Origin of the sequence: Lederbergia lenta NBRC 16444 (assembly GCF_001591545.1) — a bacterium.
Taxonomy (GTDB): Bacteria; Bacillota; Bacilli; order Bacillales; family Bacillaceae_C; genus Lederbergia; species Lederbergia lenta.
The window spans coordinates 576,356-591,368 of record NZ_BCVC01000001.1 but is presented as its reverse complement, the minus strand read 5'-3'; the positions used below and the strand labels follow the sequence as shown (position 1 = coordinate 591,368).

Here is a 15,013-nt window from a genome sequence, read left to right as displayed (position 1 = left end):
CCTTTATGAAGTTTATATTACCTTCGTTAATAAACCTGCTAGTTCTTTCACTTGAGCTTCTATCTCGCCTTCGAGAATTCTACCAGTTTCTTTTGTAGGAGGTAGGAAAATATCATTCGTTTTAGTTTTTGCTTCCACATCTTCTTCATCTAAATCTAAGTCATCTAACTCCAATTCTTCTAGCGGCTTCTTTTTCGCTTTCATAATTCCAGGAAGCGAAGGATAACGTGGATCATTTAATCCTTGCTGTGCTGTTACGAGTAACGGAAGTGCTGTTTTGATAATTTCAGAATCCCCTTCTACGTCGCGGGTGACTGTTACTGCTCCCCCTGAAATATCTAACTTTGTGATGGTTGTAATATAATTAATATTTAGTATATCGGCTACTCTAGGACCGATTTGTCCTGAACCACCATCTATCGCCACGTTACCAGCAAGAATTAAATCAACTTTTTGCCCCTTTAAGTATTCACCTAGAATGGCTGCAACAGTATATTGATCGGTTTCTTCTATATCATCCTCAATATTTATTAATACTGCTTTGTCTGCGCCCATCGCAAGCGCTGTTCGAAGTTGTTTTTCAGCATCTTCATCACCAACCGTTACTATTGTTACCTCACCGCTATGCTCATCGCGCACTCGAATCGCTTCTTCAATTGCATATTCATCATAAGGATTAATAATGAATTCAGCACCGTCTTCGTCAATTTTACCATTTGAGATAGAGATCTTTTCTTCCGTATCAAAAGTTCTTTTCATTATTACGTAGATATTCATAGATTCATCCTCCTAATATCTAAAGTGAAATATCTGAAAATAGATTTTGAACTTAGTAGTCTACCATTAATGGGAAAGTCATTTACCTTTAAATAATGGTTTTCTTTTTTCAATGAAAGCTTGAATTCCCTCTTTACCATCTTCAGAATCAAAAACAAACCCAAATTTTTCTGCTTCTTGTCTTACACCTTCATAAAATTGTTCATGCTTACTATAGTGAAGCAATTCAATTATAGCTCTTACGGATGCAGGACTTTTGCTAGCTATTTTCCTAACCATCTCTTTTGCCTTTATTAATAGTTGATCTTCTGGAAAAGCCTTATTAGCAAGGCCATAATAAACCGCTTCTTCGCCAGTAATCGGATCACTCGTTAATAATAATTCAGCCGCCTTTGCTGCACCAACAAGTCGAGGAAGTCGTTGTGTCCCTGCAAAGCCCGGGATTAATCCTAGTTGTAATTCTGGTAAACCCAGTTTGGCATTTTCACTTACTAGTCTTATGTGACATGCCATCGCTAACTCTAATCCCCCTCCTAAGGCAGCACCATGTATCGCTGCCACAATTGGCTTTGGAAAATTCTCAATTCTTTCAAATACCTCCTGCCCCTTCGTTGCTAGCTTTGAAAACTCTATTCCACTTTTAACAGAGGTGAACTCTTTAATATCAGCCCCTGCAGAGAAAAATCTTCCTTCCCCGTGAATGAGAATGGCTCTAACTTGCTCCTCATTTTCCAAATCATCCATCACTTCTGAAATAGCGTGAATTAACTCTGAGGAAAGCGCATTTGCTGGAGGTCGTTGAATCGTAATGACCGCAAAATTATCTTCTTTAGAAATCGATAAAAACTCCATTTAGATCCTCCTATTCTGATGCTTCATTCTTATCTGGATCTGGATCCACAGCCATTTAGCATAAGTTTGAATACTGCTGGAGCCAAACTTACTAAATCATATTTCTGTTCATTCATCACCCACGATGTCGCAGTTTCGTCCATCGTTCCAAAAATCATTTGTCTTCCAAGACGTATATCTAAATCCGGTGCAAATTCATTATTTTCCTTTCCATCCAGAAGTATCTCATCGATCAATTGTGAGTAGTCTTTTAGAACTTCATTAATTTTATGTCTCAACTCTTTGTTAGATTGTCTCAATTCCAATTGGGTTACAATTGCTAAGTGGTGATCCTCAGATAAAATTTGAAAATGCCTTTCCACCATCACAAATAATTTATCTACTGCTGAATCCTTTTCCGCTATCATTTCTTGGATTTTCTCTACAAACATTCCCATTTTCTCTCGAAAAACTGATATTAAAATATCTTCTTTATTTTCAAAGTAAAGATAAATGGTTCCATCAGCTACCCCAGCTTGTTTGGCAATTTTTGAAACCTGTGCTTGATGGTAACCATTTTCAGCGATTACAATCACAGCGGCATCTATAATTTGTTTATACTTTGGTTTATTTCTTTTCAACGATCTTCACCTTCTAGTTTAATATGAAAACATGAATGACTATTCATTCATGTTTTCATATTAAATGACAAATAGCAAGTCTGTCAAGTAAAGATTACTAAAAAAGAAGAGAGCCCATTTCGGCTCTAGAAATTTATCCGAGCTTTTCATCGTCCTTCCGTTTACTTCTCTCCTCATCCACAAGCGCGCGTCTTAATATCTTACCTACCGCAGTCTTTGGCAACTCTGTACGGAATTCATATACTCTTGGCACCTTATAGGCCGCCAAATATTTTCTGGCATATTCATCTAGCTCTTGTTCCGTCGCTGTCATTCCTTCCTTAAGGACGATGTATGCTTTCACCGTTTCTCCCCGGTATGGGTCCGGTACTCCTGCAACAACCATTTCTTGAATGGCTGGATGTTCATAAAGGACATCCTCTATTTCACGTGGGTAAATATTATATCCACCCGCAATGATTATATCTTTCTTTCGGTCTACAATATAAAAGAAACCATCTTTGTCCATATAACCCATATCACCTGTCAACAACCAGCCATCTTTAAAAGTTGCTGCGGTATCCTCGGCTCGATTCCAGTATCCCTGCATAATCTGCGGGCCTTTTACTGCAATTTCTCCTATTTCTCCAGGTAGTGCAGCTTCTCCAGTTTCAGCAGAAAGGATGATTGATTCAGTATCTGGCCATGGTACCCCAATACTTCCTTTCACTCTATTTTCTTCCCATAGAAAATTTGCATGAGTAACCGGGGATGATTCAGTTAAGCCATACCCTTCAACTAGTTTCCCACCTGTAATCTTCTCAAACTTCTGTTGAATCTCATAAGGAAGAGGCGCTGACCCGCTTAGACATGATTTAATAGATGTTAAATCATATTTATCTATATTAGGACTATTTAATAATCCAATATAAATCGTTGGAGCCCCCGGAAATATCGTCGGGCGTAACTTATGAATTGTCTTTAACGTTGTTTCCACATCAAATTTCGGTAACAGAATCATTTTATATCCTTGCATAACTGCCAAAATTAATACGGTAGTCATTCCGTATACATGGAAAAATGGCAACACTCCAAGTATTTTCTCTTCCCCTTTTCTTGCCTTATATAGCCATGCATCACAAGCCGTAGCATTAGAAATCAAATTTTTATGGGTTAGCATAACACCTTTAGGATAACCGGTGGTACCACCGGTGTACTGTAACAGTGCAAGATCTTTTTCAAAATCAAACTCGTTTTCCAGCGGTGCTACTTTTCCTGCAGACATAATTTTTTTAAATAAATGTTGGTTTCCTTCATGTTTTACATTAACGACAATTCCAGATTGCCTTTTTTGAATAAATGGATATACAATATTCTTTGGAAATGGCAAATAATCCTTGATGGCGGTTACAATTATGTGCTTTAATTGTGTGTTTTTCATTATTTTAGAAATACGAGGATATAGAAGATCGAGCCCAATGATCACTTCCGCTGCCGAGTCTTTCATCTGGTACTCTAATTCTCGTTCCGTATAGAGCGGATTTGTTTGTACAACGATACCCCCCGCATACAAAACACCATAGTAACTGATCACACTCTGAGGACAATTTGGCAGCATAATGGCAACGCGGTCGCCTTTTTTGATCCCAATATCCCGCAAATAATTGCCCATCCTTAATGCACATTCATACACTTCCTTAAAGGTTATTTCTTTGCCCATAAAATGCACTGCTGCTTTTTCAGGATAATTTTCCGCTGCTTCTGTCAAATAAGATTGAACTGGTTTACGTTTATAGTCCAGTGTTGTTGGTATGGTGTCTGGATATAGGTCGAGCCATGGCTTTGCCTCCATACAATCCCCCTTTTCTTATTAGAAAATTGCAACTTCTCTATTCATTATAGTACATTGACTTACTTCACACAATTCAATTCACCCATTTTTATGTCAGACTCTTTTCGTATAGATTATTATTTAACCCATCGGAAAAATACATTTCAAACTTCTTTAGATAGCTTCTCTCAAACCGAGCCTATATGGCATCTCTCACAGAATCCATTTTTAAACTGACCTCTCCGTGCTTGCAAATGTTTTCCACTTTGCATAAAGAAACTAACTTTTAGAAAACATCTTTATGTACAAAAAAGACTGACCATATTTATATTTATTTTGGTCAGTCACTTGGCTTTTATATGCGTACTAAATAAATGATTCCTACTAGAATAAAGATGCCACAAACCACTAATAAGACTTTTGCTAATTTTTCCACTGTATCCTCCCTAATTAATTCCCGAGCCAATCACATAGGACAATCCTACAGAGATGATCATCGATAGAAAACCTACAGCACGGTTATCTTTTTCAATTTCCTTATCAACATTAAATTTAGGTGTTAAAAATTCAAACATAAAATAGCCAGTTAGAAGAAGGAAAAAACCATACACTCCCCATCCGATCATAATGAATAAGCCATCATGATGTAGAATGGAATGCCTAAAAACATTGGCAATCCCAAATATTTTTCCCCCAGTCGCCATTGCAACGGCGAGGTTTCCATTTTTTATCTCTTCCCAATTATCATACTTTGTAACAATTTCAAAGATAAATAAAAACAACACGATACAAAGAACTGTTACGCTATAATAGCCTGCAGTCTGCACAACTGAATTCTCCCAAAAAGAGCTCATATTCATATCAATCTCCTTTGTCTAACGACCAAGTAAGGATTATTTAAACTCCACTATTGTAACACCGCTACCGCCTTCTCCTGTTTCACCCAATCTGATGCGTTTGACAGACCGATGTTGTTTCAAATATTCCGTGACTCCCGTTCGAAGTGCACCAGTCCCTTTTCCATGGATAATAGAAACACGCGGATAATTAGCTAGTAAAGCATCATCTATATACTTCTCTACTTTAGCTAAAGCTGCTTCGTATCGCTCTCCACGTAGATCCAGTTCCAGACTAACATGATAATCTCTACCTTTTATCGTTGCAAGAGGTTTCGTTTCTTTTTTCTGCTCAGATTTAATAAATTCTAGATCTTTCTCATTTACTTTCATTTTCATAATACCAATCTGTACTTGCCAATCTTGCCCACCGATATTTTCAACGAGATGTCCCTTTTGCCCAAAGGTCGTTACTTTTACCTCATCACCTGGCTTATACATGCGCTTTTGTTTATTATTTACTGCTTTAGCTATACCTTTTTCTTGTTTGGGAAGAGCTGTGTCCAACCGTCTTCTTGCTTCAATTAACTTATGCTCTTTTACTTGGGCTCCATTATCAAAGCGCAATTGACGAAGTTCTTTCATTACTTCTTCGGCTTCAGTTTTTGCCTTCTCTATTAGCTTTGCAGCTTTTTCTTTCGCTTTCTCATATAACTCTTCTTTACGTTCATTAAATTCGATCAATTGTTGTTGCAAATCTTTTTGTAGCTTTTCGGTGTTTTCTAAGTTTTCTTGTGCCTCTTCATAATCCCGTTCCGCTTTACGTCGGCTTTCCTCTAATGATGCAATCATCTGTTCCACTTCATTACTTTCTGAATCAATCATTGACTTTGCATGTGTAATAACACTATCTGACAAACCGAGGCGACGGGAAATTTCAAATGCATTGCTTCGTCCAGGTACACCAATTAATAGTTTATACGTTGGGCGTAATGTTTCAATATCAAATTCCACACTTGCATTTGTGACACCAGGTCGATTATATCCATATGCTTTCAGTTCTGGGTAATGCGTAGTTGCTATCATTCGTGCACCGCGCTGATACACATCATCAAGGATAGAAATCGCAAGTGCAGCTCCTTCTTGCGGGTCTGTTCCTGATCCAAGTTCATCAAATAACACAAGACTCTCGTGATCCACTTTTTGTAAAATATCGACAATGTTCACCATATGAGATGAGAATGTACTTAAGCTTTGTTCAATCGACTGCTCATCACCAATATCAGCGAATACTTCCTTAAATACGGCAATTTCTGAATCTTCCATAGCAGGAATATGCAATCCCGCTTGCCCCATCAATGTACATAAACCAACCGTTTTAAGTGCAATTGTTTTTCCTCCAGTATTCGGACCTGTAATAACAATCGTCGAAAAATCAGTTCCAAGTATGACATCATTGGCTACTACCTCATCAATTGGAAGAAGCGGGTGACGTGCTTTATTAAGACGGATCACACCATCTTGATTGATCTTTGGACTTGAACCTTTCATTACTTTACCGTATCGTGCTTTTGCAAATATAAAATCAAGTTCAGCCATTATATGAACAATTATAAGTAATTCTTCCGATCCAAGCGCCACTTCTGCTGAAAGCTCAGCCAATATGCGATCAATTTCTTGTTTTTCTTTCATTTGTAATTCTTTTAACTCATTGTTTAACTCTACGACTGCTTGTGGCTCAATAAATAGCGTTTGTCCTGATGATGATTGATCATGAACAATTCCATTGTAATGTGAACGGTATTCCTGTTTTACTGGGATGACATACCGATCATTCCTAATCGTTACAATGGCATCTGACAGCATTTTTTGTGCGTTTCTGGATCGTATAAGACTTTCTAATTTTTCTCTAATTCTACTTTCATTTCTTCTCCTGCTCTGACGAATATTTCGAAGCATGTCACTCGCTGAGTCGAGCACATCTCCATTCTCATCCACAGCATGTTTGATTTGTCGTTCCAGAGGTGAAAGATCAGCCATTGAGGTCGCTTTCTTTTCTAAAACTGGGATATCCACTTCATTTTCCAGCAAATCATCGATGAAATTTTTCATCATACGACTTGCATGGATTGTACTTGCTGTTTGCACTAATTCCACAGCATTCAATACTCCGCCAATTTGTGCCCTTTTAATATGAGGTTTTATATCAAATATACCACTTAAAGGCGCATGTCCTTTTAATCTAAGCACATTGGCAGCCTCATCTGTTTCTTCTTGCCTTTTCACTACTTCTTCAAAATTTGCAGATGGTTTTAATGCCTTTACTTTATTAACACCAAGACTAGATGAAGCATAAGCTTCCATCTCCGCGATAATTTTATCAAATTCTAGTGTTTTTAAAATTTTATCATTCATGGAGTAACCCTCCATCCCCTTTCATCTGAATAGCAAAAGACGCAGTAATTTGTATAACCACGCCTATAGCTAGGCCATGCTTTCTTCTCACTATTCATTTCTTCCTAAAAAAGCCAACAGTGCTTCTGTATCCATCGTATTGATAACGGAGGAAGCACGGAGCCAGCCTTTTCTAGCTGTCGAAACACCTAGATTCATAAATTCCAAAGATTTTATATTATGTGCATCAGTATTAATAGCAATGTATACACCAGCTTCTTGAGCTTTCCTTAGATTCTCCGCTGAAAGATCAAATCTTTCTGGGTTTGCATTCAATTCGAGTGCCGTATTCGTCGTTTTTGCCATTTGAATTAATTGATCGATATCGACATCATAACCATCACGCCTGCCTATTAGTCTTCCGGTTGGGTGGGCAATAATATCTACATGCGGATTTTCGAATGCTGTTTTTAATCGTTCCATTATTTTCTTCTGTGGCTGTGAAAAACTTGAATGAATAGACGCAATTACAATATCTAATTCGGCTAATAGCTCATCTTCAAAATCTAATGTACCATCAGGTAATATATCCATTTCAATTCCGGATAAGATTAATATATCGTTGTATTTTTCATTCAGCTCACGAATCTCTTCATTTTGTTTCTTCAAACGATCAACTGTCAAACCATTTGCAACTCGTAGAAATTTGGAGTGATCAGTGATCGCCATATATTGATAGCCTTTTCTACGACACGCTTCAACCATTTCATCAAGTGAATAAGCACCATCTGACCATGTAGTATGCATATGAAGATCGCCTTTTATATCTTGATTAGAAATAAGTACTTCATCACCTTTATAACGATCTACCTCAGAACCGTCTTCTCTGATTTCTGGTGGAATAAAAGGCAATCCAAAATGATTGTAAAATTTCGATTCTGTTTTGAACGTGAGGATTTCACCAGTTTTCGTATTTTCCACCCCATACTCACTGATTTTTTCCCCTTGCTCTTTAGCAAGCTGACGCATACGAATATTATGGTCTTTTGAGCCGGTAAAATGATGCAATGCAGTTGCAAATTCAACAGGTTGGACCAATCGAAAATCTACTGAAACCTTAAATCTTCCTTCATGCATCACTGTAATCTTCGTGTCTCCACTCACTGTTGCCTCACCAAACCCCTCAAGCGTTAATAATTGTTCCTTTACAATTGAGGGTTCATCTGTTGCAATCATGAAATCCAAATCTTTAATTGTTTCTCTCAACCGGCGTAAACTTCCGGCGCGAGAAAAGTTATTAATTTCTTTTATTGCACTAAGCTGCGATTCAATTTGTTCAGCAATTGGTAATAAGTATGCAATTGGCAACCGTTCAGGCTGTGTGCCTGCATGAATAATAGACTCAAGTATATTTTCCTGCGTTTTCTTGCCAAAGCCCTTTAATTGTGCCACTTTTCCACTTTCACAAGCTTCTTTTAACGACTCCACATCTTCTACGCCTAAATCCTTATACAGGCGTGCAATCTTCTTACCTCCCACACCTGGGAGTTGCAATAGCGGAATCAGACCTTTCGGAACTTCCTCTTGTAATTCTTTTAATACTGTTGAAAACCCTTCCTGAATATACTCTTCTATGACAGACGCTGTTCCCTTTCCGATCCCTGGGATGTTAGTAAATACGGAGATTTCAGATAAACTTCTATCATCTGCTTCTAATCCACCGGCAGCTTTTCTAAATGCTGCAGTTTTAAATGGATTCTCTCCTTTTAACTCCATATATATTGCTATTTTTTCTAGTAAACGAATGATATCTTTTTTATTGATTTTCATATATACCCACCAACCAATCTCTCTATATTCCTCACTTTTTATCAAATTGGGCTTTTAAAAGAAAAACTTCTCTTAACATAAAGAGAAGTTACTTTTGTATATAGTCAATCCACATTTTTTTAACTTCTGATGAAAAGTATGGTGTATTTTTCAATATCCCTTCTGCAATAATAGAATTATTTAATGCAGTTTGGATTTCATCTATAGGCAGTAACACAGCTATATATATAATAACAAACAAGATGAGATAAATTTCTAAAAAACCAAGTATTCCGCCCGCCCATATGTTCAATGTTCTTAAAATCGGTAAACTTGCTACGATGTCAAGGGCAGATCCGATGATCGCAAGCACGATTCTTACAGCAAAAAAGATAATAGCGAATGCAATTGCCCGATAAAAAGCTTCATCAAAACTTACTCCATCAAGTACCATCTGTATTGCACCAGTAGCATTAATATCTGGATATGGTATCCAAAGTCGAAGCTTCGGGGCTAGGTCATCATAATACAAATAAGCGGCAATAAATGCGATAATTAAACCAATCATATGTATAAGTTGAAGAATGAACCCTCTCTTTAATCCGATGAGGAAACCAAATATTAAAATAATCACTACAGCCAAGTCTAACATAAGTATTTCAGTCCTTTAAACTTTGGAATTCTTGCTCAAGTCGAGCATATTGCTCTTGCAATTTTATAAGATCATGAACAGCATTAACAGCAGTAAGTACTGCTAATTTATTCGTATCTAAATAAGGATTTCTTGCGTTTATTTCACTCATTTTGGCATCAACTTGCTTTGCCACTTTTTCCACATGCTCTGTCGGCTCTGTTCCTGTAATGGTATAATGTTGTCCATGAATCATAACTTGCGTCCGCATCTTCTGACCATTACTCAATCCCATTGCCTCCATTTCCATAGAATCCTAAGCTATATCATATCATGAATGAAAACGGATGGGAATGTTTTGTCTTAATCTAGGAAGTGAAATAGAATTGCTAATTGTTACAATCTTTTTCCCGTTTGTGTAATGTCTCTACACATATTAGTTTTATCTAAGAAAGGAAGTTATCCATTGGCCAATATTGTTATTCAAGTCTCTAAATCTGATATCACAAAAATGAAGGAATATTATCAACCATTTAATACGGGGAAAACCCCTCCAGGTAGTGTCTTTGTAGCAAAAAAAGATAATTGTACAATCACAGCATATCGCTCAGGAAAAATAATGTTTCAGGGAGCAGGAAATGAAGCCGAGGCAAAGCAATGGGGGACTCCTACTGCAAATACTGCAAAAACAACTAAATCAAAAACGTCTGGTCCTCCGCTTCCATCCAATATATCGTCAATGTCTGTTATTGGTTCCGATGAAGTTGGAAAAGGCGATTATTTTGGACCGATGACTGTGGTTGCATCTTACGTAAACAAGGAGCAAATCCCTTTATTACAAGAATTGGGTGTGAAAGACTCAAAAAATCTTACAGACCCTCAAATTATAAAAATTGCGAAAGACTTGCTTACTTTTCTCCCCTATAGTTTATTAACGTTGCCTAATGAAAAATATAATCAGCTTCAAGCATCAGGTATGACACAAGGTAAAATAACTGCAATCCTTCACAACCAGGCTTTGAATCACTTGCTAGATAAACTCGCTCCCGAAAAACCGGAAGCCATTCTTGTCGATCAATTTGCGGAAGCTGCTATCTATTACCGTCATTTACAAGGACAAAAAGTTATTTGCCGCGAGAATGTTTTTTTTAGCACAAAAGCGGAAGGCATTCATCTCGCTGTTGCTGCTGCGTCTATTTTAGCAAGATATGCTTTCTTGAAAGCATTTGATGAATTAAGTGTAAAAGCAGGCTTTACGCTTCCAAAGGGTGCTGGAGTGAAAGTTGATCAAGCTGCAGCAAGGCTCATAAAACAAAAAGGTGTTGGTGCCTTGAATGAATTTACTAAAGAACATTTTGCTAATACTGGAAAAGCAAAAAAAATGGCTAATCTTTCTTAGTTCGAGGATTGTCTTAAATCATTTATTTGATTTTAAGACAATCCTTTTTGCTAAAATTGAAAAGCTTTAACTCAACTTCATTATACCTCTCTCCTCCCAACTTCATTAGATTGATGAAGAATACATGAGTAATCATGAGATTTATATGCTTTATTACATATAACCTTCATCTCATGGAATGTAGGTAGCCTATTACTACTTAATATGACATTTGTGTTACAAATTTTCTATCACTATAGTTATATGAGTCGTTAGCTTTTTGAAAATATAAAAAAGGAGATGCAGAATACTTGAATAATAGTAAGAGAAATAAAAGATTAAAAGGTTATTAGCTTCTATTAAAACTCTCCACATTAAACAAGAGTGAAATGGAACGGTTTTATCCATACTCTTCGTTAAAGGGTCAACCATCCCCCTTTAAGCAATTTATACATACTAACCTATCTATTAACTTCATGCTAAATCAGTATTACCTAAATAATCGAGGAGGAATAAAGAAATGACACTTTATAAAAAAATAACTGGACTTGGAATAGTAACCCTTTTGGCCCTAGGTCTCGCTGCGTGCGGCAGTGAAGAAACAAAAAATAATCACGCGGAAGCGACTGGAACAAATACATCGGTCGGAAAATCCTTAGACCATACGATTGTAGGAATTGATCCAGGATCAGGTCATATGGAAGCAACAGCAAAAGCTTTAGATGAATATGAACTAACCGATTGGAATGTAATTTCAGGCTCAGGTGCTTCGATGACTGCTGCTTTAAAAAGAGCGTATGATAAAGAAGAACCGATTATTATTACTGCCTGGAGTCCACATTGGAAATTTTCTACGTTCGATTTGAAATATTTAGATGACCCTAAGCTGATTTACGGTGATTCTGAAGAAATTCATTCGGTAGGGCGACTAGGATTAAAGGAAGATTTGCCTGAAGCCTATGCTATATTCCAACGGTTCAAGTGGAATATAGATGATATGAGTGAAATCATGGTTGCGATCGAAGATGGAACAGAACCAGATGTAGCTGCACAAAATTGGATTGACAACAATCAGGACAAGGTTGCCGAATGGACAGATGGCATATCAAACGTCGATGGAGATCAAATTAAACTGGTATATGCGCCATGGGATAGTGAACTTGCAAGCCACAATATGATGAAACTCGTTCTTGAAGATATCGGCTATGATGTAACACTGTCAGTCGTTGAACCAGGGCCAATGTTCTCAGCAATCGCAGATGGAAGTGCCGATGCTACTTTTGCCGCTTGGTTGCCTATCACACATAAAACATATGTCGACAAATTTGAAGGTAAATTAGACGATATCGCCGTTAATATGGTAGATGTGAAGCAAGGACTAGCGGTTCCCACCTATATGAAGGACGTTAACTCTATTGAAGATTTGAAAAACTAATAACAAAAAAACAGCCCAATGCTAAAAGTATCGGGCTGTTTTCTTAACATTAACCTCTTAATTCTGCTCCTGCTTTTTCTCTTACAGCAGCAAGTACTTTATCGTGCGCTCGCACGACTTCTTCGTCTGTCAGCGTTTTTTCTGGATCTAAGTATGTCAATGAGAATGCAATCGATTTTTTGCCTTCTTCCATGCGTTCTCCTTCATATAGATCAAAAACATGTACTTTCTTCAACAATTTCCCACCCGCGTCATTAATAATCGTTTCAAGCGAGCCTGCGTTTATTTCTTTATCGACAACAAGAGCGATGTCACGAGTAATCGCTGGGAAACGGGGAATTGGAATATATTGCAGTTCAGGCTGTTCAAAATTAAACAACGCGCTTGCTTTCACTTCAAATACATACGTATTTTTTAGATCTAATTCTTTTTGTACTTGTGGATGTACTTGACCAATGAAGCCGATCACCTCACCGGAAAGAATAATTTCTGCTGTCCGTCCGGGATGCATACCATCTTGTTTAGCAGCTTGCCATTCGATTGCCTCTTCAACGCCAAGTTTTTCAAATAATCCTTCCAAAATTCCCTTAGCTACGTAGAAATCGACTGGCTTTTTCTCTCCTTGCCATTCATTCTCAACCCATAAACCAGTGATTGCTCCTGCAATATGCTCGCGTTCCTCAGGCTGCACATCTTTTCCTTGACTGAGGAATACAGAGCCAATCTCATATAATGCAACCGAATCATGCCGACGTGCCACATTATATGATAATACTTCAAGCAATTGCGGAATAATGCTTAGTCTTAAATGGCTACGCTCTTCACTCATCGGCATCGCAAGTTTAACAGGTTCCCGTGTCTCTATTGCAAAGCTTATTGCTTTCTTTGCTGATGTGAGTGAATAGGTTGTCGCCTGGTACAATCCCGTTCCTTCCAAAAAGGATCTCGTTGTGCGGCGTTTTTCCTGTGTCTTATTTAATCCGCCTGCTGTTGCAGCTCCCTTAGGCAATGTTTTCGGGATATTATCATAACCATACAAACGTGCCACTTCTTCGAGCAAATCTTCTTCAATCGTAATATCACCGCGACGTGTCGGAACAGTTACCGTAAAGGTTTCATCTTCCACTGTAACCGCAAATTTCAAACGATCGAAAATGTCCAAAATTTCTTGTTCACTAATATGTGTACCAAGTACACGATTGATTTTCTCAAGTGTCACAGAAACAACAGCAGGTTCTAGGGTAAGATGATCCGCTTCAATAAGGCCTTCAAGCACCTCTCCACCCGCAAGCTCTGCTATTAATTGTGCTGCACGCTCAGCTGCTGGTCGAACACGAGCTGGGTCAACTCCTTTTTCGTAGCGGCTACTAGCTTCACTTCGAAGGCTGTGATATTTGGACGTACTGCGGATCGATGCTCCAGTAAAATAAGCCGACTCAAGCAGAATCGTCGTTGTATCACTGCCTACCTCAGAGTCAGCTCCACCCATGACTCCTGCTAAAGCGACTGGTATTGTTCCATTCGTGATGACCAATTGTTCTGTTGTCAGTTTTCGCTCTGCATCATCAAGTGTGGTTAGTGTTTCTCCTTCATGAGCGTGACGGATCACGACTTCTTTTGATCCGAAGCGATCATAGTCAAACGCATGAAGGGGCTGACCATATTCAAGCAAAATATAATTTGTAATGTCGACAACATTATTATGTGGACGAATCCCACTAGACATCAGTCGTGTTTGCATCCAAAGTGGTGACGGACCAATTTTTACGTTTTTAATCACTTTAGCGGTATAAAGCGGATTATCCTCTGGTGCATCTATTTTTATAGAAATATTGTCTGCGGCTTTTTCTAATGAAGCTTTTGCTGTAATTTCTGGTAACTTTACTTCTTGCCTAAGGATAGCAGCTGTTTCGTATGCCATTCCTAGCATGCTGAGTGCATCTGCACGATTCGGCGTTAGATCAAGCTCAAGCACTTCATCATCCAAATTTAAAAGTGTGATAGCCTCCGCTCCGACTTCAGTATCTCCTGGAAAAACATAAATTCCCTCAGCGAACTCTTTCGCAACAAGCTTTCCTTCAATGCCAAGTTCTTGAAGCGAGCAAATCATACCATTAGATTCCTCACCTCGCAGCTTCGCCTTTTTAATTTTAAAATTGCCAGGCAGCACAGCTCCAACTGTGGCAACGGCTACTTTTTGTCCTTGTGCAACGTTTGGCGCTCCGCAAATGATTTGCACAGGTTCTTCCGCACCGATATCAACAAGACATTTGTTCAACTTATCTGCCTCAGGATGTTTTTCACATTCCAATACATGACCAACAACAATGCCTTTAATATCTTTACTGAGTTGTTCAACACCATCGACTTCAATACCGCTTCTCGTAATTTTTTCTGCTAATTCTCTAGCCGTCACGCCAGTTAAATCGACGTAATCTTGTAGCCATTTATATGAAACAAGCATGTATGTT

At 38.1% G+C, this 15,013-nt stretch carries 12 protein-coding genes; 2 read left to right on the top strand and 10 right to left on the bottom strand.

Translation table 11 applies throughout. From position 1 onward, the window contains the following. Nucleotides 1-12: 12 nt before the first annotated feature. The 9 genes from BLE01S_RS02610 to zapA all read right to left on the bottom strand — a co-directional run bounded on the left by BLE01S_RS02610 (nt 13) and on the right by zapA (nt 10,018). Nucleotides 13-777 (bottom strand): electron transfer flavoprotein subunit beta/FixA family protein, encoded by a 765-nt coding sequence (locus BLE01S_RS02610; RefSeq protein ID WP_066137010.1) that lies wholly within the window; start codon nt 775-777, stop codon nt 13-15. 78 nt (nt 778-855) lie between these two features. Next, nucleotides 856-1,629, bottom strand: coding sequence for an enoyl-CoA hydratase (locus tag BLE01S_RS02605; protein WP_066137008.1), 774 nt, complete (start codon nt 1,627-1,629; stop codon nt 856-858). 29 nt (nt 1,630-1,658) lie between these two features. After that, nucleotides 1,659-2,249, bottom strand: coding sequence for a fatty acid metabolism transcriptional regulator FadR (gene fadR / locus BLE01S_RS02600; protein ID WP_066137007.1), 591 nt, complete (start codon nt 2,247-2,249; stop codon nt 1,659-1,661). Nucleotides 2,250-2,382: 133 nt separating this feature from the next. After that, nucleotides 2,383-4,080 carry an AMP-binding protein gene (locus BLE01S_RS02595; protein ID WP_066137005.1) on the bottom strand — a complete coding sequence of 566 codons (1,698 nt, stop codon included), beginning with the start codon at nt 4,078-4,080 and terminating at the stop codon, nt 2,383-2,385. Between the two features lie 425 nt (nt 4,081-4,505). Beyond that, nucleotides 4,506-4,913, bottom strand: coding sequence for a DUF350 domain-containing protein (locus tag BLE01S_RS02590; protein WP_066140786.1), 408 nt, complete (start codon nt 4,911-4,913; stop codon nt 4,506-4,508). A gap of 39 nt (nt 4,914-4,952) precedes the next feature. Next, complete coding sequence (locus BLE01S_RS02585; protein ID WP_066137003.1) at nt 4,953-7,310, bottom strand: endonuclease MutS2; 2,358 nt, start codon at nt 7,308-7,310, stop codon at nt 4,953-4,955. Nucleotides 7,311-7,400: 90 nt separating this feature from the next. Further along, a complete protein-coding gene (polX, locus tag BLE01S_RS02580; protein WP_066137001.1) occupies nt 7,401-9,119 on the bottom strand; it encodes a DNA polymerase/3'-5' exonuclease PolX in 1,719 nt (572 codons plus the stop codon). An 88-nt stretch (nt 9,120-9,207) separates the two neighbouring features. Beyond that, nucleotides 9,208-9,750, bottom strand: a complete 543-nt coding sequence (locus tag BLE01S_RS02575; RefSeq protein ID WP_066137000.1) for a CvpA family protein — start codon at nt 9,748-9,750, stop codon at nt 9,208-9,210. 7 nt (nt 9,751-9,757) lie between these two features. After that, nucleotides 9,758-10,018, bottom strand: coding sequence for a cell division protein ZapA (gene zapA / locus BLE01S_RS02570; protein WP_066136998.1), 261 nt, complete (start codon nt 10,016-10,018; stop codon nt 9,758-9,760). Nucleotides 10,019-10,195: 177 nt separating this feature from the next. Here zapA and rnhC point away from each other — a divergent pair, with 177 nt between their 5' ends. Next, nucleotides 10,196-11,128 (top strand): ribonuclease HIII, encoded by a 933-nt coding sequence (rnhC, locus tag BLE01S_RS02565; protein WP_066136996.1) that lies wholly within the window; start codon nt 10,196-10,198, stop codon nt 11,126-11,128. A gap of 499 nt (nt 11,129-11,627) precedes the next feature. Beyond that, nucleotides 11,628-12,542, top strand: a complete 915-nt coding sequence (locus BLE01S_RS02560; RefSeq protein ID WP_066136994.1) for a glycine betaine ABC transporter substrate-binding protein — start codon at nt 11,628-11,630, stop codon at nt 12,540-12,542. A 49-nt stretch (nt 12,543-12,591) separates the two neighbouring features. Here the strand turns inward: BLE01S_RS02560 and pheT are convergent, their stop codons facing one another. Continuing rightward, nucleotides 12,592-15,006: a phenylalanine--tRNA ligase subunit beta gene (pheT, locus tag BLE01S_RS02555; RefSeq protein ID WP_066136991.1), complete on the bottom strand. Its 2,415-nt coding sequence runs from the start codon at nt 15,004-15,006 to the stop codon at nt 12,592-12,594. Between the last annotated feature and the right edge of the window lie 7 nt (nt 15,007-15,013).

Coding starts and splice junctions, on each gene's coding strand:
- BLE01S_RS02575 (WP_066137000.1), bottom strand. CDS start 9,750: ATGTTAGACTTGGCTGTAGTGATTATTTTAATATTTGGTTTCCTCATC.
- BLE01S_RS02610 (WP_066137010.1), bottom strand. CDS start 777: ATGAATATCTACGTAATAATGAAAAGAACTTTTGATACGGAAGAAAAG.
- BLE01S_RS02560 (WP_066136994.1), top strand. CDS start 11,628: ATGACACTTTATAAAAAAATAACTGGACTTGGAATAGTAACCCTTTTG.
- BLE01S_RS02595 (WP_066137005.1), bottom strand. CDS start 4,080: ATGGAGGCAAAGCCATGGCTCGACCTATATCCAGACACCATACCAACA.
- BLE01S_RS02590 (WP_066140786.1), bottom strand. CDS start 4,913: ATGAGCTCTTTTTGGGAGAATTCAGTTGTGCAGACTGCAGGCTATTAT.
- polX (WP_066137001.1), bottom strand. CDS start 9,119: ATGAAAATCAATAAAAAAGATATCATTCGTTTACTAGAAAAAATAGCA.
- BLE01S_RS02605 (WP_066137008.1), bottom strand. CDS start 1,629: ATGGAGTTTTTATCGATTTCTAAAGAAGATAATTTTGCGGTCATTACG.
- pheT (WP_066136991.1), bottom strand. CDS start 15,006: ATGCTTGTTTCATATAAATGGCTACAAGATTACGTCGATTTAACTGGC.
- BLE01S_RS02585 (WP_066137003.1), bottom strand. CDS start 7,310: ATGAATGATAAAATTTTAAAAACACTAGAATTTGATAAAATTATCGCG.